18 protein-coding genes are annotated in these 19,371 nt (G+C 62.7%); 14 read left to right on the top strand and 4 right to left on the bottom strand.

The genetic code is table 11. From position 1 onward, the window contains the following. Positions 1 to 10 precede the first annotated feature (10 nt). From tatA to QYQ98_RS01080, 3 genes are all read left to right on the top strand, one after another. Positions 11 to 340, top strand: coding sequence for a Sec-independent protein translocase subunit TatA (gene tatA, locus QYQ98_RS01090; protein WP_302006939.1), 330 nt, complete (start codon positions 11 to 13; stop codon positions 338 to 340). A gap of 95 nt (positions 341 to 435) precedes the next feature. Beyond that, positions 436 to 1,422 carry a twin-arginine translocase subunit TatC gene (tatC, locus tag QYQ98_RS01085; RefSeq protein ID WP_302006938.1) on the top strand — a complete coding sequence of 329 codons (987 nt, stop codon included), beginning with the start codon at positions 436 to 438 and terminating at the stop codon, positions 1,420 to 1,422. A 12-nt stretch (positions 1,423 to 1,434) separates the two neighbouring features. Continuing rightward, complete coding sequence (locus QYQ98_RS01080) at positions 1,435 to 4,191, top strand: RNA helicase (RefSeq protein WP_302006937.1); 2,757 nt, start codon at positions 1,435 to 1,437, stop codon at positions 4,189 to 4,191. Here QYQ98_RS01080 and QYQ98_RS01075 read toward each other — a convergent pair. Continuing rightward, the gene (locus QYQ98_RS01075; RefSeq protein ID WP_302006935.1) at positions 4,188 to 4,766 is read right to left on the bottom strand and encodes a serine protease; all 579 of its coding nucleotides are present in this window, start codon (positions 4,764 to 4,766) and stop codon (positions 4,188 to 4,190) included. The genes QYQ98_RS01080 and QYQ98_RS01075 overlap by 4 nt on opposite strands. Positions 4,767 to 4,836: 70 nt before the next feature. Here QYQ98_RS01075 and QYQ98_RS01070 point away from each other — a divergent pair, with 70 nt between their 5' ends. From QYQ98_RS01070 to QYQ98_RS01050, 5 genes are read left to right on the top strand one after another with little or no spacing between them, the layout of a single operon-like run. Beyond that, positions 4,837 to 5,958: a Xaa-Pro peptidase family protein gene (locus tag QYQ98_RS01070; protein WP_302006934.1), complete on the top strand. Its 1,122-nt coding sequence runs from the start codon at positions 4,837 to 4,839 to the stop codon at positions 5,956 to 5,958. Positions 5,959 to 5,967: 9 nt separating this feature from the next. Continuing rightward, a complete protein-coding gene (locus QYQ98_RS01065) occupies positions 5,968 to 6,711 on the top strand; it encodes an SDR family oxidoreductase (protein ID WP_302006933.1) in 744 nt (247 codons plus the stop codon). Positions 6,712 to 6,738: 27 nt separating this feature from the next. Then, positions 6,739 to 7,248, top strand: coding sequence for an FxsA family protein (locus QYQ98_RS01060; protein WP_302006932.1), 510 nt, complete (start codon positions 6,739 to 6,741; stop codon positions 7,246 to 7,248). Next, positions 7,245 to 8,867 (top strand): apolipoprotein N-acyltransferase, encoded by a 1,623-nt coding sequence (gene lnt / locus QYQ98_RS01055; protein WP_302006931.1) that lies wholly within the window; start codon positions 7,245 to 7,247, stop codon positions 8,865 to 8,867. Before QYQ98_RS01060 ends, lnt begins: the two co-directional genes overlap by 4 nt. Positions 8,868 to 8,901: 34 nt before the next feature. Beyond that, positions 8,902 to 9,819 carry a polyprenol monophosphomannose synthase gene (locus tag QYQ98_RS01050; RefSeq protein WP_302006930.1) on the top strand — a complete coding sequence of 306 codons (918 nt, stop codon included), beginning with the start codon at positions 8,902 to 8,904 and terminating at the stop codon, positions 9,817 to 9,819. A 134-nt stretch (positions 9,820 to 9,953) separates the two neighbouring features. Here QYQ98_RS01050 and QYQ98_RS01045 read toward each other — a convergent pair whose 3' ends face one another. Continuing rightward, on the bottom strand, positions 9,954 to 10,337 hold the full coding sequence (locus QYQ98_RS01045; RefSeq protein WP_302006929.1) for an RNA polymerase-binding protein RbpA: 384 nt from the start codon (positions 10,335 to 10,337) through the stop codon (positions 9,954 to 9,956). 206 nt (positions 10,338 to 10,543) lie between these two features. On the opposite strand from QYQ98_RS01045, the gene QYQ98_RS01040 reads away from it, so the two are divergent. Together QYQ98_RS01040 and QYQ98_RS01035 are read left to right on the top strand one after the other, a co-directional pair. Next, the gene (locus QYQ98_RS01040) at positions 10,544 to 10,864 is read left to right on the top strand and encodes a hypothetical protein (RefSeq protein WP_302006928.1); all 321 of its coding nucleotides are present in this window, start codon (positions 10,544 to 10,546) and stop codon (positions 10,862 to 10,864) included. A 50-nt stretch (positions 10,865 to 10,914) separates the two neighbouring features. Further along, positions 10,915 to 11,610, top strand: coding sequence for a YceI family protein (locus tag QYQ98_RS01035; RefSeq protein ID WP_302006927.1), 696 nt, complete (start codon positions 10,915 to 10,917; stop codon positions 11,608 to 11,610). Between the two features lie 133 nt (positions 11,611 to 11,743). Here the strand turns inward: QYQ98_RS01035 and QYQ98_RS01030 are convergent, their stop codons facing one another. Continuing rightward, entirely contained in the window at positions 11,744 to 13,060 is a 1,317-nt protein-coding gene (locus QYQ98_RS01030; RefSeq protein ID WP_302006926.1) for a class I SAM-dependent methyltransferase, read from the bottom strand. A 119-nt stretch (positions 13,061 to 13,179) separates the two neighbouring features. Between QYQ98_RS01030 and QYQ98_RS01025 the strand changes: the two genes are divergently transcribed. Beyond that, the gene (locus tag QYQ98_RS01025; RefSeq protein ID WP_302006925.1) at positions 13,180 to 14,580 is read left to right on the top strand and encodes an NAD(P)/FAD-dependent oxidoreductase; all 1,401 of its coding nucleotides are present in this window, start codon (positions 13,180 to 13,182) and stop codon (positions 14,578 to 14,580) included. 253 nt (positions 14,581 to 14,833) lie between these two features. After that, entirely contained in the window at positions 14,834 to 15,913 is a 1,080-nt protein-coding gene (locus tag QYQ98_RS01020) for a magnesium and cobalt transport protein CorA (protein ID WP_302006924.1), read from the top strand. Between the two features lie 37 nt (positions 15,914 to 15,950). Here the strand turns inward: QYQ98_RS01020 and QYQ98_RS01015 are convergent, their stop codons facing one another. Continuing rightward, a complete protein-coding gene (locus QYQ98_RS01015; RefSeq protein WP_302006923.1) occupies positions 15,951 to 16,385 on the bottom strand; it encodes a PaaI family thioesterase in 435 nt (144 codons plus the stop codon). 115 nt (positions 16,386 to 16,500) lie between these two features. Here QYQ98_RS01015 and gndA point away from each other — a divergent pair, with 115 nt between their 5' ends. Together gndA and QYQ98_RS01005 are read left to right on the top strand one after the other, a co-directional pair. Beyond that, positions 16,501 to 17,994, top strand: coding sequence for an NADP-dependent phosphogluconate dehydrogenase (gene gndA, locus QYQ98_RS01010; RefSeq protein ID WP_302006922.1), 1,494 nt, complete (start codon positions 16,501 to 16,503; stop codon positions 17,992 to 17,994). Positions 17,995 to 18,040: 46 nt separating this feature from the next. Beyond that, on the top strand, positions 18,041 to 19,357 hold the full coding sequence (locus QYQ98_RS01005; protein WP_302006921.1) for a DEAD/DEAH box helicase: 1,317 nt from the start codon (positions 18,041 to 18,043) through the stop codon (positions 19,355 to 19,357). Positions 19,358 to 19,371: the final 14 nt, after the last annotated feature.

Raw genomic sequence — 19,371 nt, 5'->3', positions numbered from 1 at the left:
AGGACATCCAATGCCGAGCCTTGGCCCAATGGAAATCCTCCTCATCGTCTTCGTCGTCCTTCTGCTCTTCGGCTCCGCAAAACTGCCGGAGCTGGCACGTTCCGTGGGCCGCTCCGCCCGCATCTTCAAGTCCGAGGTCAACGAGATGCAAAACGACGGCAAGCAGCAGGGGGCCACCGCCGCCAACGTCGAGCAGGATGCGCCGCAGACCCAAACCCAGCCGCAACGCGAGATCACTTCGGGCCCCACCACCCAGGGCCAGCAGAGCGTTGACCAGGGGTTCTGGAACCAGTCGCAGAACCAGCAGCCGAATCAGCCGGGCACCAACCCTAACGCCTAACCGCACCCGTGGGACAACCGGTATCAACGAAGCGCCCGAAGCGGGCGTCCAAGGTGCGCGCACCGCGCAAAAAGAGCAGAGATCCCGAGGGGAACATGTCCCTCACGGAGCATCTCCAAGAGCTGCGGCGGCGCGTGATCATTTCTTTGCTGGCGATTCTCGCCGGGACCATCTTCGGGTTCATCTGGTACCAGTGGGCGCCCGGTCCCGTCATGCCGCTCGGCGAGATCATCCGCAGGCCGTACTGCTCGTTGCCCGAAGAGCTACGCGCTGACCTGACGGCAGACGGAACATGCCGTTTGATTGCCACGACACCGTTCGAGATGTTCATGCTGCGTCTTAAAGTCGGTTTCCTCGCCGGTCTCGTTGTCTCCTCGCCGGTGTGGCTGCAGCAGCTCTGGGCGTTCATCACACCCGGCCTGCACAAGAATGAGCGTCGGTGGACGCTCAGTTTCGTCACACTTGCTGTCACGCTTTTCGTGGCGGGTGCCTTGATCGCCTACTTCATCGTCGATCAGGGCCTTTACGTCCTCATGTCGATCGGGCAGGAGTACCAGATCGCGGCGTTGTCCGGTCAGCAGTACTACAACTTCGTCTTGGCGCTGATCGTGATCTTCGGTGTGAGCTTCGAGGTTCCGCTGGTGATCATCATGCTGAATCTTGCCGGACTGTTGCAGTACGAGCAGGTCAAGGACAAGCGCCGGATCATCGTCGTGATTCTGTTCATCTTCGCGGCGTTCATCACCCCGGGCCAAGACCCGTTCTCCATGCTGGTGCTGTCACTGTCCCTCTCACTTCTCGTGGAGTTGGCGTTCCAGTTCTGCCGCGTCCACGACAAGAGAAGAGCGAAGGACCTCAGCGAATGGGCTTCGCTTGACGACGATGAAGCGTCCGGCCCCATCGCTGCCCCCACGCCAGTCGGTTCCGCAGGCGGTATCGGTGGGGCTGCCCCGATCGCCGGTCCCGACAACCTGGCAGCGCCCGCGCCTGTGACCGCATCAGGTGGAGGGGAGTACGGGGCAGAACCGATGTCGATACGGGGGCGCGCGAGCACCCCGAACTTCTTCGACGACGTGCTCTAACCCTAGGTTAGGGTGGGGAGCATGCACCTCGATGAGTTCCGCGCGAACAAGCCTTTCCCCCTCGACGAGTTTCAGATCGAGGCCTGCGAAGCCGTCGAGGCCGACCGCGGCGTGCTGGTGTGCGCGCCGACCGGGTCCGGCAAGACTGTTGTGGGGGAGTTCGCCGTGTCGCTGGCGCTCTCTCGCGGCACGAAGTGCTTTTACACCACTCCGATCAAGGCGCTGAGCAACCAGAAGTACCACGACCTCGTCGCCGAGCACGGCGAAGATGCGGTGGGGCTGCTCACCGGCGACACCAGCATCAACGGCAATGCTGAGGTCGTTGTAATGACCACCGAGGTTTTGCGCAACATGATCTACGCCGAATCGCCGGCGCTGGACCGCTTGTCTCATGTTGTCATGGACGAGATCCACTACCTCGCGGACCGCGACCGCGGCGCGGTGTGGGAGGAAATCATCCTCAACCTCGACGAATCCGCCCGGATCATCGGACTCTCCGCGACGGTGTCGAACTCGGAGGAATTCGGCGAATGGCTCGATGAGGTGCGCGGCGACACCGACGTGATCGTCTCCGAGAAACGCCCGGTTCCGCTCAACCAGTTCATGATGGTGCAGCGCAAGATCATGCCGCTGTTCGAGCCGGGCACCGACCAGGTCAACCGCGAACTTGAACGCACCATCGAGCGGCTCGAGTCGGGTGCGGATGAAGGTCGCCGGGACTTCGAAGAAGGCCGCGGTTTCCGTGCCCGGTCCGGAGGCAGGCGCAGTGGCGAGCGACGCTCCCAGGACCGGGTACGTCCGGTGGGCCGGCCCGAGGTCGTCGAGGCGCTTCGGGGGCGCGACATGCTCCCCGCGATCGTCTTCATTTTCTCCCGCGCGGGCTGCGACGGGGCTCTGTTCCAGTGCCTGCGTTCCCGGAAGGAATTGACCACGCATGAAGAGGCGGAACGCATCAAGCAGATCGCCGATGAGGGAGTGGAGGGCATTCCCGACGAGGACTTGAATGTCCTCAACTACCGCCAGCTTAAGACTGCATGGTCGCGGGGTTTCGCGGCCCACCACGCCGGCATGCTGCCGGCGTTCAAGCACATCGTCGAGCAACTCTTCGTCGAAGGGCTCGTCCGCGTTGTTTTCGCCACCGAGACACTCGCCTTGGGCATCAACATGCCGGCGCGCACAGTCGTGTTGGAGAAAATGGTGAAGTTCAACGGCGACGCCCACGTCGACCTCACGCCGGGCCAGTACACGCAGCTCACGGGTCGTGCGGGCCGCCGCGGCATCGACACCATCGGCAACGCGGTGGTGCAGTGGGCGCCGGCAATGGATCCACGTCAGGTGGCGGGACTCGCCTCAACTCGCACCTACCCGCTGATCTCGCTGTTCACCCCCGGGTACAACATGGCGATCAACATGCTGCAGATGAACGGTTTCGAGGACTCGATCCGGCTCATCGAGAAGTCCTTCGCCCAGTTCCAGACCGACCGCAGCGTCGTCGGGGAGGTGCGCAAGATTGAGAGGCAGCGGGGGAGCGTCGATAAGCTGCGCGCCGAGCTTGACGCGGCTGTGCAAGAACTCGGCTTCGACGACGCCGGCGGGGATGTCGCCGCCCAGCTCGTGGATTACACGCGTTTGCGCCGCGACCTGGCCGAGGAAGAGAAGAAGGCCAAGAAATCCTCCATCGAGGAGCGCCACAAGGAGATCCAGAAAGTGCTGGGCCGGCTGCAGGTCGGCGACGTGATCGCGTTGCCGTCGAAGCGCCGCCCGGAGCTCGCCGCGGTGGTGGCGCCCGCGGGAAGGAAAGACGATCCGCGGCCGTGGATCACCACGGAACGCGGCTGGTCGGGGCGCATTGACGCGGCGTCGTTCGGGAACGCGCCCGTGGTCGTCGGGAGCATCAAGGTGCCCCGCGACATTGCCCACAAGCCTCGCCGACACACGCGAAAGGTGGTCCAAGAGCTCAGCCGCGGGCGTTTCCACGCGCCGAAAAACCTCAAGGAAAAAGCGCGGACGCGGACATCAAAACGCACGCTTGAGCTTCGCGACGCCATCCGCGCCCACCCCGTCCACTCGTGGCCCGCAGCAGAACGTGAACGGCTTGCTCGTCTCGGCGAGTATCTCGCGCGGGAAGAACGCGCTCTGCAGAAGGCCCAGGTCAGCGTGGACACCCAAACGGACACCCTCGGCAAGATGTTTGAGCGCATCATCGGGCTGCTGACTGAGATGGACTACGTCGAGCTTGTCGACGGCGAACCCACCGTCACCGAGGAAGGCGAACGCCTCGCTCGCATCCACAACGTGTCCGACCTCTTGGTCGCGCAGTGCCTGAAGCGCGGTATCTGGGACGAGCTCGATCCGGCGGAACTCGCCGGTGTCGCGTCCATGTGTGTTTTTGAGAACCGCAAAGCAACCGGCGGATACCCCGAGGCCGCGACCGACCGCATGGCCGACGCGATGAACGCGACACAGCGTATCTACGGTGAGTTGGCCAGCGACGAACAGCGTCACCGGCTGCCGCCGACTGCTGTTCCGGACCCCGGCTTCGCGTTGTCAGTCCACCAGTGGGCCGCCGGCGCACCGCTGGGCTATGCGCTGGCCGCCGCAGCGGAGTCCGGCGCGGAGCTCACACCCGGCGACTTCGTGCGCTGGTGCCGCCAGGTCATCGATCTATTGGAGCAGATCGTGCAGACCGGGTACTCCGACGAGATCAAGCACAACGCCCGCCGTGCAGTGGAGGCGATCCGCCGCGGGGTCGTGGCGATCGGCAACTAGCTCCACACCTCGGCCGTACGGACCTCCAGCTTCTCCCGAAGTGGTTCCGTCAGGAGATTGACTACGGCGACGTGCGAGTTGCAGCCGAGCGGGTCGACGATCAACGACTGAATGCCCGCGATCCTGCCGCCAACCAGAACCGGCCCACCCGAGTCGCCTTTGAGAGCTGGTGTGCGGTTGAACACAAACCCCGCCGGACGCACGAGAGAACCCGTGCGCGACAATGCCAGGGGAACGAGGGTGATCCAGCGGCCGTCGCGGACTTGGAGCCGCGCGGCTCGGCCGCCGAAGCCGAACGTCGCCGTTGACTGGCCGGGTGACGGTGCGCCGCCCAACTGCGGAAACGGTACGTCACCGAGATGATGGAAGGGCCGGATCCGCACCACCGCAATATCGGTGCCGGGCACGATGTCAACGGTCTTGATCGTCTGGATCTTTCCCCGGCTGCGGACCACCACGCCATCCGGGTACTCCTGGAAGAAATGGGCGCAGGTCAGCACTATGTCGGGCGCAAGCAACGTGCCGCTGCAGTACGCGCCGCGGCAGGACAGACGTACCAGCGCGTCGGGGAACATGGGTCCGATCCTAGAGGCTTGTTGGATCGACGCCGATAACGGTGGAACCTGGTGGATCTAGCATGGGGACATGACCGAACACCTTTCTTCCGCGAACCTGCCCCAGACATTTCCTTCCGATGTCTACGCGCGCCGCCGCAACCGCGTACAACACGCGGTGCGGGAGCGCGGACTCGGTGCGGCAGTGATCGCCACCGGGCCCGAATTGGCCTATCTGACGGGTTCGTGGACGAGCTCTCACGAACGCTTGACGGCACTCGTCATTCCTCCAGTGGGCGATGCGAGGTTGGTGGCTCCGGCGACCGACGCTGCCTCGCTGGCCGGCCTCGGCGACATGCCCGGCATTACGATGGTCACCTGGCACGATGGGGAGGATCCGTATCTGCTGGTCGACGGCGCTACCGGGCCCGGCCCTGTAGCGGTGGGCAGCTCGCTCACCGCCGACCACGTTCTCCGTCTGCGCGATGTCTGCGGCGAGATCGAATTGGCCTCTGAAGTTCTCGCTTCGGCGTTCATGGTGAAGCGCCCCGAGGAGATCGAGCAACTCGCTTTCGCTTCCTCCGCCATCGATCGCGTCCATGCCGCTGTCCCGGATCTGCTACAGCCTGGGAGGACGGAGCGGGATGTGGCCGAGGAGTTGGACGCGTTGATCCTCCGCGAGCATTCCCGCACTGACTTCGTCATCGTCGGTTCCGGCCCGAACGGCGCTGACCCCCACCACGATTTCTCGGACCGCATCCTAGAGGTGGGAGATCCCGTCGTCGTCGATATCGGTGGCACCGTCGGAGCCGGATACCACTCAGACTGCACGCGCACTTACATCGTCGGCGGACCGGAGAATGCGTCAAAGGACGTCGCTGGCACGTACGAGACGCTGCGGCGCGCGCAAGCCGATGCCGTCGCGGCGGCGCGTCCCGGTATGACTGCTGGGGACCTCGACGCAGTTGCCCGCGGACGCATCAACGAGGCCGGGTTCGGCGCGTACTTCACGCACAGGCTAGGCCACGGTATTGGGCTTGGACTGCACGAAGAGCCGTTCATCATCGCGCGCAGCGAAACGGTGCTGCAACCGGGCATGGTGTTCTCGATTGAACCGGGCATCTACATACCTGGGTCATGGGGAATGCGGATCGAAGACATCGTCGTGCTCGAGGAGACGGGCGCCCGCCGGTTGAATACCGCGCGCATATAATCGCCCGGTGTGAGCTCCATTAATTACGACAACGGCACCTTGCTCCTGCTCGGTGGCACCAGCGACATCGGCGGGGAAGTAGCAGTGCGCCTGTGCGCGGGCCGCGATGTGGTGCTGGCGGGTAGGAAACCGGGGGAGCTGGGAGACGTCGAAAAGCGCATGCGCGACGCGGGTGCCGCGAGCGTGCGCTCCATCGAATTCGATGCCGTCGACCTCGCCTCCCACCGCGCTGTCATTGACGACGCAGCTCAGTCGGGGCCGATCACCACCGCGATCGTGGCCTTCGGCATACTCGGCGACCAAGCCCAAGCCGAGCACGACGAGCGGCATGCCGTGGACATTGCGATGGTGGACTACACCGCGCAGGTGAGCATGTTGACTGTGCTCGCCGACGTCATGGACTCCGGGCACATTTTCGCGTTCTCTTCCATCGCCGGCTGGCGCGCCAGGCGGGCGAACTACGTCTACGGTTCGACTAAAGCCGGTCTGGACGCATTCTGCCAGGGGCTCGCGGACCGTTTACACGGAACGGACGTGTCGCTGATCACCGCGCGCCCCGGATTCGTCATCGGTTCCATGACCGAGGGAATGACTCCAGCTCCTCTGTCCGTCACCCCGGACTCCGTCGCCGACGCAGTTGTCGCGGCGATGGGGAAGGGCAGCCGGACGGTATGGATTCCTCGCGCGCTCCAGCTCCTCGCCTGGGTGATGCGCTGTGTTCCTCGACCGGTCTGGCGGCGCATGCCCCGGTAACCAGCAGGCGGCAGGTAGTCTGTGCCCATGCCGATTCTCGTTTACTTCCTCATCGAAGCTCTCGCGTTCTGGGGCGTGAGCCGGCTCGTTGGTGTCGGCTGGGCTCTCGTTGGCATCTTCGCGCTCATGCTCATCGGCGCGCTCGCCGCATCCCCGGCGCTGCGTTCGGAGCTGGAGCGTGCCTCATCCGGCAACGGGACAGTCGGTCAATTCGCCGGGGGAACAGCGCTCGTGGCCGCCGGCTGGGCGCTTGCGATCATTCCCGGCTACGTCACGTCGCTGACGGGACTCATTCTTCTCCTGCGGCCGACGCGCGAGCTCGTGCGTAAATCCATGGCGAATTCCCTGCGAAAGCGCGTTGAGGACTTCGGCGTGCAGGTCTACGACGCATCGCCGATGAAGCGCCGCAGCACCTCCTACGGCACGTTCGGCGACGGCAGCACTGTGATTGATGCAGAACCGGACCCCAGTGACGTAGACATCGAGAACTGGTCCCGCGATGCCCGCCCGGAGGACTTCGGGGAGTCCCACAAATGACGACAGCGCTTCAGTCGCGCCCGAAGGGGCGCACCCCGCGACTCATCACGATCGCCCGCATCCTTCTCGCCGCACTCGGTGGCGTGTCGGTCTATTTCTCGTACGAGCCGCACGGCATCGCTGCCGCTGGTGTCGCCGGCATCATGCTGTTTTACTTGGCGCTCGCGCCGTGGCCCGCTGTGGGCGCTGATAGCGTAGGGCTCCCCACGGCGAAACGTGGCGCCCTATTTGGCTTCGCGCACGGATTCTGTGCGTACGTGCTACTCCTGCCGTGGGTGGGTGAATTCGTCGGTGCATTGCCGTGGATCGCACTCTCAGTGACGCTCGCTTTGTGGTCGATTCTGACCGGCATCTTCGGCATCCTTGTCGCCCGGTGGCGGTGGGGATTCATTGCTTTCGCCTTTGTCTATTCCGCGGTCGAGTTTCTGCTGTCTTCTTTCCCCTTTGGCGGTTTCTCCTGGGTGCGCCTCGCGTGGGGCCAAATCAACGGCCCGCTGGCCAATCTCGCGCCATGGGGCGGACCCGCTCTGATCACGTTCGCGACCGTACTGCTCGGCTCATCGCTGGCCGCGCTGGTGCTCGTGCTGATCGACCAGAAGCTGAAGAACCTGACGGTTGCCGTGCCTGCTGCCGCGACTTCCGCGGTTGTGCTGAGCGTGGCTGTGCTCACTGGGCTGTCCATCAACTCTTCCGGCCCAACAACAGGTGAGGTGACCGTCGCGGCGGTGCAGGGCAACGTGCCGCGCATGGGATTGGACTTCAACGCTCAACGCCGCGCCGTGCTAGTGAACCACGTCAACGTGACCAGGGAGCTCGGTGCGAGCGGGGAGCAACCGGATCTGGTGTTCTGGCCGGAGAACTCTTCTGACGTGAATCCATTCCGCGACAGGGAAGCGCGTGACCTGATTACCGCGGCAGTTCATGCTGTCGACGCGCCCGTCTTGGTCGGCACACTGACCAAAGACGAGGTGGGGGACCGCAACACAGCTGTCGTCTTCGATCCGGTAACTGGCGCGGGCGATATTCACCACAAACGGTTCCTCCAGCCGTTCGGCGAATGGATGCCCATGCGGGATTTCTTCCGGATTTTCTCCTCCTACGTGGACATGGCCGGCGATTTCAAGCCCGGCGACGGTGACGGCACCGTGCACATGGCAGACCATGTCGTGGGTGTAGCCACCTGCTACGAGGTCGCCTTCGATGCCGCATACCGGGACGCTGTCAAGGCCGGAGCCGAGATTCTGACGACACCGACGAATAACGCCACTTTCGGTTTCACCGACATGACGTACCAGCAGCTGGCCATGAGCCGGATCCGGGCGCTGGAAACGGACAGGGCAGTGGTTGTGGCGGCTACCTCTGGAGTGTCCGCGATTGTGCACCCGGACGGAACGGTGTCCCAGCACACAGAGATTTTCCAACCCGGGTACCTGGTGGAGAAACTACCGCTGCGGGACTCCGTGACATTCGCAGTGCGATACGGCCGGATCGTCCAATGGCTTCTCGCGCTCGGCGGAGCTGGCGTCATGCTGGCCGCAGGCGTGGGTGCGCGACGGGGGTATGCTTCAAACGGGAACGCAAAGCCGCTTAGCACCGGGCGGCAGAACAACGACAATTAGCTACGTCCGACAGGGTGAGCGAAAAGGAGAGACTGTGGCTGACACTGAGACAGAGAAGGCGACCGCTTCAACTTTGGTCATCATCCCGACATACAACGAGGTGGAGAACCTTCCCCTGATCGTCGCTCGTGTGCGGGAGTCGAACCCAGACGTGGACATTCTGGTGGTCGACGATAATTCACCGGACGGCACCGGGGATAAGGCTGATGAACTGGCCGCAGAAGACAGCCACATCAACGTTGTCCACCGCGAAGAGAAGACCGGCCTGCTCGGCGCGTACACCGCGGGCTTCAACTGGGGTCTGGAGCGCGATTACGCCGTGCTCTGCCAAATGGATGCTGACGGCTCGCACGCACCGGAGCAGCTCCCGCGCCTGCTCTCAGCTATCGACGAAGGGGCGGACCTCGTCATCGGCTCCCGCTACGTCGACGGCGGCGAGGCCGTGAACTGGCCGAAGAACCGCTACCTGCTGTCGAAGCTGGGCAACCTGTACATCTCGGTTGCTCTCGGCGACGATGTGGCCGACATGACCGCTGGGTACCGCGCATTCCGCCGCGAGGTCCTCGAATCCATCGATCTGGAGGACCTGTCGCGCAAGGGCTACATCTTCCAGGTCGACTTGGCTGATCGCGCCGTGCAGGAGGGCTTCGACGTGCGCGAGGTTCCCATCACCTTCGTCGACCGCGAGCTCGGTGAATCCAAGTTGGATGCCAGCTTCGCCGGCGAATCCTTGGCCGAGGTGACCAAGTGGGGTTGGAAGCGCCGCTCCACTCAGGTGTCCGAAATAGCCGGCGAGCTCGCGCGTCTTGGCCGCTACCAGTTGGACGAGCTTGGCGTGAACAAGATCCCGGGCAAGGTCACCCACGCAGTCGGCGTAGCTGGTGACTTGGCTGAGGAAGGCGCAAAGCTGGCCAAGTACGAAGTCCAGCGTTTCCTGAACAACCGCCATTAGCAGCTACAGCGGGCTCGGCGCCTGCGCGCTAGGAGAGTAGAGCATCAAAAAGCCGGCAGGGAAACTCCTGCCGGCTTTTCGCTTGACTGCGCGGCGCCGTAATCAAGACGGGCGAACCGCTGAAAAACGGGAAACTAGCTCCCGTTCTCCTGCGCTTCTTTCTGCTCTTTGGCAATGCGTGCGGCGGTGCGGCGACGCTTGCGGAGCTGCTCGAGGCGCTCCTCCAGAAGCTCGTCCAACTCCTCGAGGCTACGGCGCTCGCGTAGCATGTCCCAGTGGGTACGCGGGGGCTTGACCGGTTTGGATTCCACGCCTTCACCCTCAATCAGGGTTCCCACCTGGCCGTTCTTGCACGGCCACTCTTCGGGGATTTCAGCGTCGTCGGCGAACGGGATCTCGTAGACCTCACCGTTCGGGGTGCGGTACTTCGCCATCCTGCGCGGGGCTAGGTCGTGGTCACGATCCGTCTCGTAGCTCACTGCCCCCATGCGGCTTCCACGTAGCACCCGATCAGCCATGCTGCACCTATCCCTTCATCGAAAACATTTCAGTCGCGAGCCTAAAGTATAACGGCCACCTTCAATAACGCGCCGACTGCGTGGATTGTTCCGTACGGTGTCGTCGTACACGTGTCGTACACGGTGAGGTACACAGTGTCACGCGCAGGGCCACCCACAGTGTCACGCACAAAGCCCGAAGCTGCACTCTAAGATGAACCGCGATCATGAACCAAAACGCGACAAAAGCACCGACCTGCCAGTTTTGCGACAAGGAAATTCAGCTCACACCGGGCCGAGGGCGCCCGCGCAAGTACTGCAGTGATTCATGCAAGCAGCGCGCTTACGAGCAGCGCCGCCTGACGCCCGAAAGGGGTTCTGAGACCCGGCAGTTGCGGAGAGACACACTCCGAGACAAATTGTTCGAGCTGCGGTGTGCAGCGGAAGACATCGCCACAGCTACGAATGAGGGTGCTCAACGGGATGAGATTCAGTCCCTTTGCGATGAGCTGGTTACCATGGCTAAGAAGCTCGAGAGACTGCAGTGAAGTTAGCAGCCTCAATGCGGTAGCTGATATCTGGGCAGAGAGGAATACTCATGCGGACGCGGAACCAGAAACTCATTGTCATCGGCGGCGTGGCTGTCATTGTCCTGCTCGCGTTGCTGGCGTTGGTCCCGCTGTTCATGTCCTTGGTCACGCACCCGGGGGTCAAGACTGATGGTATCGATGCCGAAGGGGCGAAGCCGGCAACGACGGACGTGGACGGTACGTGGGTCGTGTCCGGTAAGCCCGACAAGAACAGAACGTCTGTCGGGTTCACGTTCAACGAGTTGCTGCCGGGCGATGAGCGCACGACATCTGGGTCGACGCAAGACGTTGAGGGCAAGATGACTATTGAGAGCGGGGCGTTGACCGCTGGCGAGGTGACCGTCGACATGAGCAATATCGTCACGGATAAGGATGTGCGTGACGAAAATGTGCGGAGGAAGATCCTCCACACAGAAAAGTACCCGGAAGCGAAGTTCGTCCTGACTGAGCCGGCTGATGTCTCTCAGCTCCCAGAGGACGGCACCGTAGGCGCGGTGACACTGACGGGAGATCTGACCATCCACGGTGAGACAAACCAGATCACGCAGGAGTTCAACGCATTGCGGACTGGCGACACCGTCGTCGTGCACGCCGACGTTCCCATCAAGCGGAGCGATTACAAAGTGGAGACACCGGAATTCGTTGCCGCGAAGATCGCGGAAGACGGCGAGCTGAATATCCGGCTGCGGCTGGAGAAAGAATAGAGACCCTGCCACCGGGAAACGAGGCCAGTGAGCATCAGCGCGGGTAGCGACACCCGCGCTTCCTTTTGTCTACAATTGTCCGATAATGTACATTATGTCAACTAAGGTTAAGGGGGCGGCCCCCACGTTCGCCCTATCGCACGCCTCGGCGGTGCCTGTGAGTGAGCGTCAATTGAGCGAGATCGAGCATCCCCTCACGCGCCAGCGCCTCGCGCAGCGCGAGTTGCCACATCCAGAGACGGCGGTACACGGCATCGAACCCGTCCGCCGCAGCTTCGCGCAGCTGGCTTTGGAACACGGTTCGCTGGTGATTGAGCGATAGCTCGAGATGCGCGGGTGCGTGAGTTTCCGCAATGATCCGGAGCCCACTTCGTGTGTCCACGGTCTTGCGGATCTGCTCCACGGTCTGGAAATTGAGTCCTGGCCAAATATAGGCGCGCAGCGATTCAAGAGCTGATTCCGCTGGCGGGGTCATTTTCCCCGTCGACACCACCGTCTGACAAGCAGCGCGCCCAGAACGGGCCAAGAGGCCGTCGATAAGTGCGAAATAACGCGCCTGCACGTCGGCGGGCATGGTCTCGAGGTGCTCGGCGGACACCACCGCGTCGTAACGCGCTTTGCGCCTATTCACGCCGCCCGGGAGCATATCGACGACGCTGATGTGAACCGCATCCTCTGCCCCGCCTAATGTGAGACATTCGCGAAGGGAACGAACAATCCCAGGGTCGGTCACCACGGAATCGACAGTTGCACGTCGGGCGGCGGCACCGATGGCAACGGCTCCACCCGATGACGGAAGCTCGACGAGGTGCGAGCCGGGGCGTACTGCGGCGGCATCGAGAAGCATGTTGACGCTGCGGGCCTGGGCGTCGCCGAGATCGAGCTTCTCCGTTTCAAGTGGCGCGCCGAAATTCGTTTCTGAAACGAAATATGTCTTCGGTTCCTTGCCTTTCCCCGCTCTCGGCGAATGCGAAGGCACGCTGATGCGCTCCATAGTGGGCACTCCCGTGGCGAAATGCCCGGCGAAAGCGCTCATTCCGTCTCCGGCGAACTTACCCACGAGCTCCGGAGACACCACGCCCCCGCTGTACCGTGCGGATCCATTCAAGCGGGTTCTCGGGTTGTAACCGACTGCGATGAGACGCTGAATAACGCGGACGAGATCCGCCGGGGTCTGTGTGCGCCACTCTCCCGCCATGTACCCCTCGGCAAGACCGATCCAGCCGTTGACAGCAATGCGATCGAACAACTCCGCCTGATCGACGACGAGATCCGGATCGGAATCAGGATCCACTTCAAGCTCAGCCCGCGCGCAGGCTCCAGCGAACTGGGCCTCCGCACACCGCGCGCGCAACCCCAGCATTCGTCCGGTGGGCAACGCCGCAACACTTGGCCACTGATCGGCATCAACCGTCGCTAAGTGCATGGGGATCGCGGGAGTGTCAGACACGCCGTCTAGGATAGACCGACGGAAACCCGCCTCTTGGGAGCCACGACGCGCGGAGTATGCAAACGCGCGTATGATCTCTTGGCGGATAAGCATGCAATTGCTACAAGGAGTTAACTTTAATGTCCGATAAGCCTTACCGCCCCGCAGGAAACCGCCACCACGTTGTCATTATCGGTTCCGGCTTCGGCGGGCTTTTCGCCGCTCGCGAGCTAGACGGAGCCGACGTGGATGTCACGTTGATTAGCCGCACCAACTTCCACCTCTTCCCGCCGCTGCTCTACCAGGTTGCTACCGGCCTCCTGTCCACCGGTGAGATTGCTACGTCGACCCGCCAGATCCTGGGTAAGCAGAAGAACACCGACATCGTCCGCGGAGACGTCACCGACATCAACCTGGACGACAACACGGTCACCTTCGACGAAGGCCAGTTCACCCGCACCTATGAGTACGACTCTCTTATCGTCGCCGCAGGTGCCGGACAGTCTTACTTCGGTAACGACCACTTCGCCGAGTTCGCACCGGGTCTGAAGACGTTGGACAACGCCCTCGAGATCCGCGCCCGCCTCGTCACCGCATTCGAACGCGCCGAGGTCGCCGAAGATCCTGAAGAGCGGGAGCGTCTGCTCACCTTCGTCATCGTCGGCGCGGGCCCGACCGGTGTGGAGCTCGCCGGCCAGATCGCCGAGATGGCGCACCGCAGCTTCCGCGACGAGTACTCCAACTTCCGCCCGTCCAGCGCCAAGATCATTCTTCTGGACGGCGCTCCGCAGGTACTGCCGCCGTTTGGCAAGCGCCTCGGACGCAAAGCACAGCGCGAGCTGGAGCGCATCGGCGTCACCGTGCGCCTGAACGCGATGGTGACCAATATCGACGAGACCTCGGTGACCTACAAGGATATGAAGACCGAGGAAGAGACCACCATCAACTCCTACACCAAGATCTGGTCCGCCGGCGTTGCCGCTTCCCCGCTGGGCAAGATGGTTGCCGATCAGGCGGGTCTTGAAGTTGACCGCGCCGGCAAGGTCCCGGTGAACAAGGACCTGTCCGTCGGCGATCACCGCAACGTCTTTGTCGTGGGCGACATGATGAACCTGGACAAACTGCCGGGACTGGCTCAGGTTGCCATCCAGTCCGGCGAGTACGCCGCAAAGGCGATCAAGGCCGGTGTCGAGAACGAGCAGGAACCGGACCAACGGGAGCCGTTCGAGTACTTCGACAAGGGCTCCATGGCCATTGTTTCCCGCTTCCACGCCGTGGTAAAGATGGGCAAGGTGGAAATCGCCGGCTTCCTCGGCTGGATCATGTGGCTGCTCGTCCACGTGTCCTTCCTGGTGTCCAAGCGCAACCGGGTGGTGTCCATGTTCACCTGGACGCTCAACGCACTTACCCCAAAGCGCTACAACCTTCCGACTACGATCCAGCAGATGCACGCCCGCACCGGGCTGCTCAACCTGGCTAAGGAGTCCGGCGACAATGCCGACAACTATGTCGAGCTGCGCGACACCAACGGCGAAAACTAGGTCATCTCTCCTTTACGGAATGAGCTGACACATCCGGCTGCAGCCCCACGCGGGGCCGCAGCCGGATCTTCTCGTTCGCCCACCGGCCTAGCCATGGCTAACCGTCGTGGCCCGAATTTTTCAGTACCGCGATCCGGACGCTCTGGGCGTATGATCTGTGTAGTTCAAAACCGGTTAGCCGCATTTTCCCGTGTTCACCAAGGGAATGCGCAGCTCGCTGGTTGTTTGCCGAGTCTGTGAAAAGGGGGTCGCTATGCCGCCGAAAATTCCTCTACCCCGCAACAAGACCAAAACGCAGACCAAGCAAAAACAAGATTCCCGGCCGGTGCCGGTCCCCGTTGAACGCTCGGTGGATTTCTGCCGTGTATTCGTCGAGGGAAACGCACTTCCGGGCTCGATGCACTACACCACCGCAATGGAGCGCGTGCGGGAAGCACAGAACGGCTATGTGTGGCTTTCTCTGCGCGAGCCCTCCGCCGAACAGATGGAGCGAGTGGCCGAGGAATTCGGGATTCACGACCTCATCGTCGAGGACGCTGTGGCCGCGCACCAGCGCCCAAAGGTGGAGCGCTTCGGCGAGCAGCTCTTCTTCGTCATCCGCACCGTTGTCTACCGCGATGACGAGGAAGTGGCCGACCTCCGCGAAATCATTTCGACGGGCGAGGTCCAGATGCTTCTCGGCGAAAACTTCGTCATCACCATCCGCCACAACGCGGAATTGCCGAACCTTACGCAGGAGCTCATTGAGGACCAGGAGATCGCCTCGCTCGGTCCCGCCGCGGTGGCATGGAAAGTCGCCGACCACATCGTGGAGAACTACATGAAGGTCACCACCTTCCTCTCCAGCGATGTCGACGAGCTGGAGAACGAGGTGTTCACACCGCGGCATCTCATCAACATCGACAAGATCTACATGTACAAACGTGAGGTCTTGGAGATGCGGCACGCAACTGACCCCCTCGGGCCCGCCCTTCGTTCCGGACTCACATTGCACAAGGATCTGCTCAGTAAACCGATCCGCTCGTACCTGCGCGACGTCCAGGACAATGCCATGATCGTCAGTGACCACGTCTCGGGGTTCGACGAACGGCTTTCATCGCTTCTCGACGCCTCAGTGGCCAAGGTCTCCATGCAGCAGAACAGCGACATGCGAACGATCTCCGCTGTCGTCGGCATGGCGGCATTGCCGACGATGATCGCCGGTGTGTACGGCATGAACTTCGAGTACATGCCGGAACTCGGCTGGCACTACGCCTACCCCGTCGTGCTCCTTGTCATGTTCGGCTCGATCCTGGGCATGTACTGGTGGTTCCGAAAGAACCACTGGCTCTAGATCCTTTCGGGGCGCTCATACAGCCCCGAGCGTTTTTCTAGGAATCCAGGACCATCGTGCGCAGGGTGCACACAGCGACCAGTTTGCCCTCGGAACGCATTTCCGTGCGCCACAGCTGAGTGCGCCGGCCCACGTGCACCGGGGTGACCTCAGCTTCGATCTCGCCGACGCTGACGCTACGGATCAAGTCCGTGCTGTTGTTCATTCCCACGACGGGTGCACCAGCTGCGATGAACCCGGCGAAAGATCCCATAGTCTCACCGATCGAGCAGAAGACTCCCCCGTTGACCATGCCAGCCGGCTGGTGGTGCTTCGGGCTCGCCTGAACGGTCGCCACAATCTTCTCGGGGCCGAAAGCGGTGAATTTCAGGCCGATAAAGGAATCGAACTCGGTAGCCGCCGAGTTCAGCATTGCGAGTTCTTCGTCTGTGAGCTGGCGGTTTTGCAGGTGCTTCAGGTCGTTGATGTCCATGAAAACTGACTTTATCAACAAAACTAGCTTGAACTGGTGGACTTTAAAGGTTATGAACCGAAATTGGTCACTGGCTTCGCTTCGCCGATAAAACTGGGTGCGTATGCTCAATGGCATGACTTCGAATGATGCACCTTCTTCCAATCCCGCCGCTAACGGCGCCGACCTGGCTCAAATCGGTGTGGTCGGCATGGCCGTGATGGGCTCCAACCTTGCCCGCAATTTCGCCTCCCGCGGCCACACCGTGGCCATCTTCAACCGCTCGCCGGAGAAGACTCGCGCGGTGATGGAGCGGTTCGGCGACGAGGGGTCTTTCATCCCCTCCGAGACCATTGAGGATTTCGTGGCGTCGCTGGAGCGTCCCCGCAAGGCGGTCATCATGGTGCAGGCGGGCAAAGCCACCGATGCAGTTATCGACCAGTTGGTCGAGGCCATGGATGAGGGCGACATCATCATCGACGGCGGCAATTCGCTGTTCACCGACACGATCCGCCGCGAGAAGGACGTAGCCGCAAAGGGTCGCCACTTCGTCGGTGCCGGTATCTCCGGCGGTGAAGAGGGCGCGTTGCGCGGTCCCTCGATCATGCCGGGTGGCCCGAAAGAGTCGTGGGAGACTCTCGGCCCCTTGCTCGAGGACATTTCCGCCAAGGCCGACGGTGTCCCGTGCGTGACGCACATCGGCCCGGACGGCGCGGGCCACTTTGTCAAGATGGTGCACAACGGCATTGAATACGCCGACATGCAGGTCATCGGCGAGGCGTACCACCTGCTCCGGTACGCTGCGGGCATCGAGCCGGCGGAACTGGCGGAGATCTTTTCCGAGTGGAACCAGGGCGACCTGGATTCTTACCTGATCGAGATCACGGCAGAAGTCCTGCGCCAAGTGGACGCGAAGTCGGGCAAGCCGTTCATCGACATCATTGTCGACGCCGCAGGCCAGAAAGGCACCGGGCGCTGGACTGTCAAGGAAGCGCTCGACCTCGGCGTGCCCACCACCGGCATCGGTGAAGCGGTCTTCGCGCGCGCCCTGTCGTCGGCTCTCGCGCAGCGCGAAGCAGTCAAGGAGAAAGGCTTGCCTTCCGGCGAGACTGCCACTCTGGAGTCCCTCGGCGTGGACAAGGATCAGTTCATCGAGGACGTCCGCCGCGCGCTCTACGCTTCCAAGCTCGTCGCCTACGCGCAGGGCTTCGACGAGATCAACGCCGGCTCCCGGGAATACGGATGGGGGCTCAAGCCGCAGGACCTTGCCACGATTTGGCGCGGCGGCTGCATCATCCGCGCGAAATTCCTCAACCGCATCACCGAGGCGTACAACAACGATCCGGACCTCCCGTCCCTACTTCTCGATCCGTACTTCCGAGGCGAGCTTGAGAATGGCCTGATCGACTCCTGGCGGCGCGTGGTGGTCACCGCAACGCAGCTGGGTCTGCCGATCCCAGTGTTCGCGTCCAGCCTGTCGTACTACGACTCGCTGCGCTCCGACCGCCTCCCCGCCGCGCTGATCCAGGGCCAGCGCGATTTCTTCGGTGCGCACACCTACAAGCGCGTCGATATGGAGGGCACCTACCACACCACGTGGTCGGGCGAACGCGAGGAAATCACCTACTAGCGTTGCGCTCACTCGGGCACCGCGGGAGGTCGGTAGACTTCCCCCGGTGCCTTCTTTTGTAGATCTCGGGCTTCCCCGCCCCATTGTCGATGTTCTGAGCAAGCAGAACATCGACGAACCGTTTCCCATTCAGCAGACCGCGATCCCTGCTGTTCTCGACGGCCGCGATGTCCTCGGCCGCGGACCGACCGGCTCCGGCAAGACCTTTGCTTTCGGTCTGCCGATGCTCGCGCTGCTCGCGGGCAAACCTTCTCGCCCGGGGAGACCGCGCGGCCTTATTCTCGCCCCCACGCGCGAACTCGCCGCACAGATCCGCCAGCGCCTCGATGAGCCGGCAGCCGCCGTGAATTTGCGCGTTATCGAGGCGGTGGGTGGAGTGAACATCAATCACCACATCCGCGCTCTCGCCGCCCCCGTCGATGTTCTCGTGGCCACCCCCGGCCGTGCGCAGGACCTGATCAACCAACGCAAGCTGAGCTTCGACGACGTGATCATCACCGCGATCGACGAAGCCGATCAGATGGCGGACATGGGCTTCCTCCCGCAGGTCCGCAAGCTTCTCGACGCCACACCCGGCACCGGACAACGGTTGCTGTTCTCGGCGACGCTTGACGGCGACGTCGATAAGCTCGTGCGCCGGTATCTCGACGATCCGGTAACGCACTCGACAGCGCCGGCCGCTGCTGCTGTCGATTCGATGGAGCACTACCAGCTCCTTGTCGGCGACCGTGAGTCGCGCAACGAGATTGTCCCGCTCATCGCCGCGCGCGAGGGCAAGACGATCATGTTCATGCGCACGAAACACGGCGTGGACCGGCAGGTGAAGAAGCTGCGGCGCGTCGGAGTCAATGCTCAAGGCATTCATGGCGACAAGAGTCAGGGCGCGCGCACGCGCGCAATCGACGGTTTCGCCGACGGTTCGCTCCCTGTGCTGGTGGCCACGGATATCGCTGCACGCGGCATTGACATCAGCGACGTTTCGCTCGTCGTCCACATCGATCCCCCTGCCGAGCACAAGGCGTACTTGCACCGCGCCGGACGAACAGCGCGTGCGGGAACCGATGGCACAGTAGTCACACTCGTGATGGACGAGCAGCGCAAGGACGTGGATCAACTCCTGCGGAAAGCCGGCGTTGAGGCAGAGAAAGTGCAGGTTAGTGCTGGGTCCGCGGAGCTTGCTAGAATCACGGGGGCGCGGAAGCCGTCCGGCGATCCGCTCCCCCCGCCGGGCCAGACCGCGGCACCTGCTGAGAAACGCAACCAGCGTTCGGGCGGCTCGCGGCGCGGGCCGAAACAGAGCACCCCCCACACCACCAACGGTGGGCGCCGCCGCAGAAGGAGTTCCAGGCGCAAAGAGTTCTAACCTCGTTCTAACCA

The organism is Corynebacterium sp. P3-F1 (genome assembly GCF_030503635.1).
GTDB lineage: Bacteria > Actinomycetota > Actinomycetes > Mycobacteriales > Mycobacteriaceae > Corynebacterium.
The sequence above is the reverse complement of the archived record's forward strand: the minus strand, read 5'-3'. Positions and strand labels throughout refer to the sequence as shown.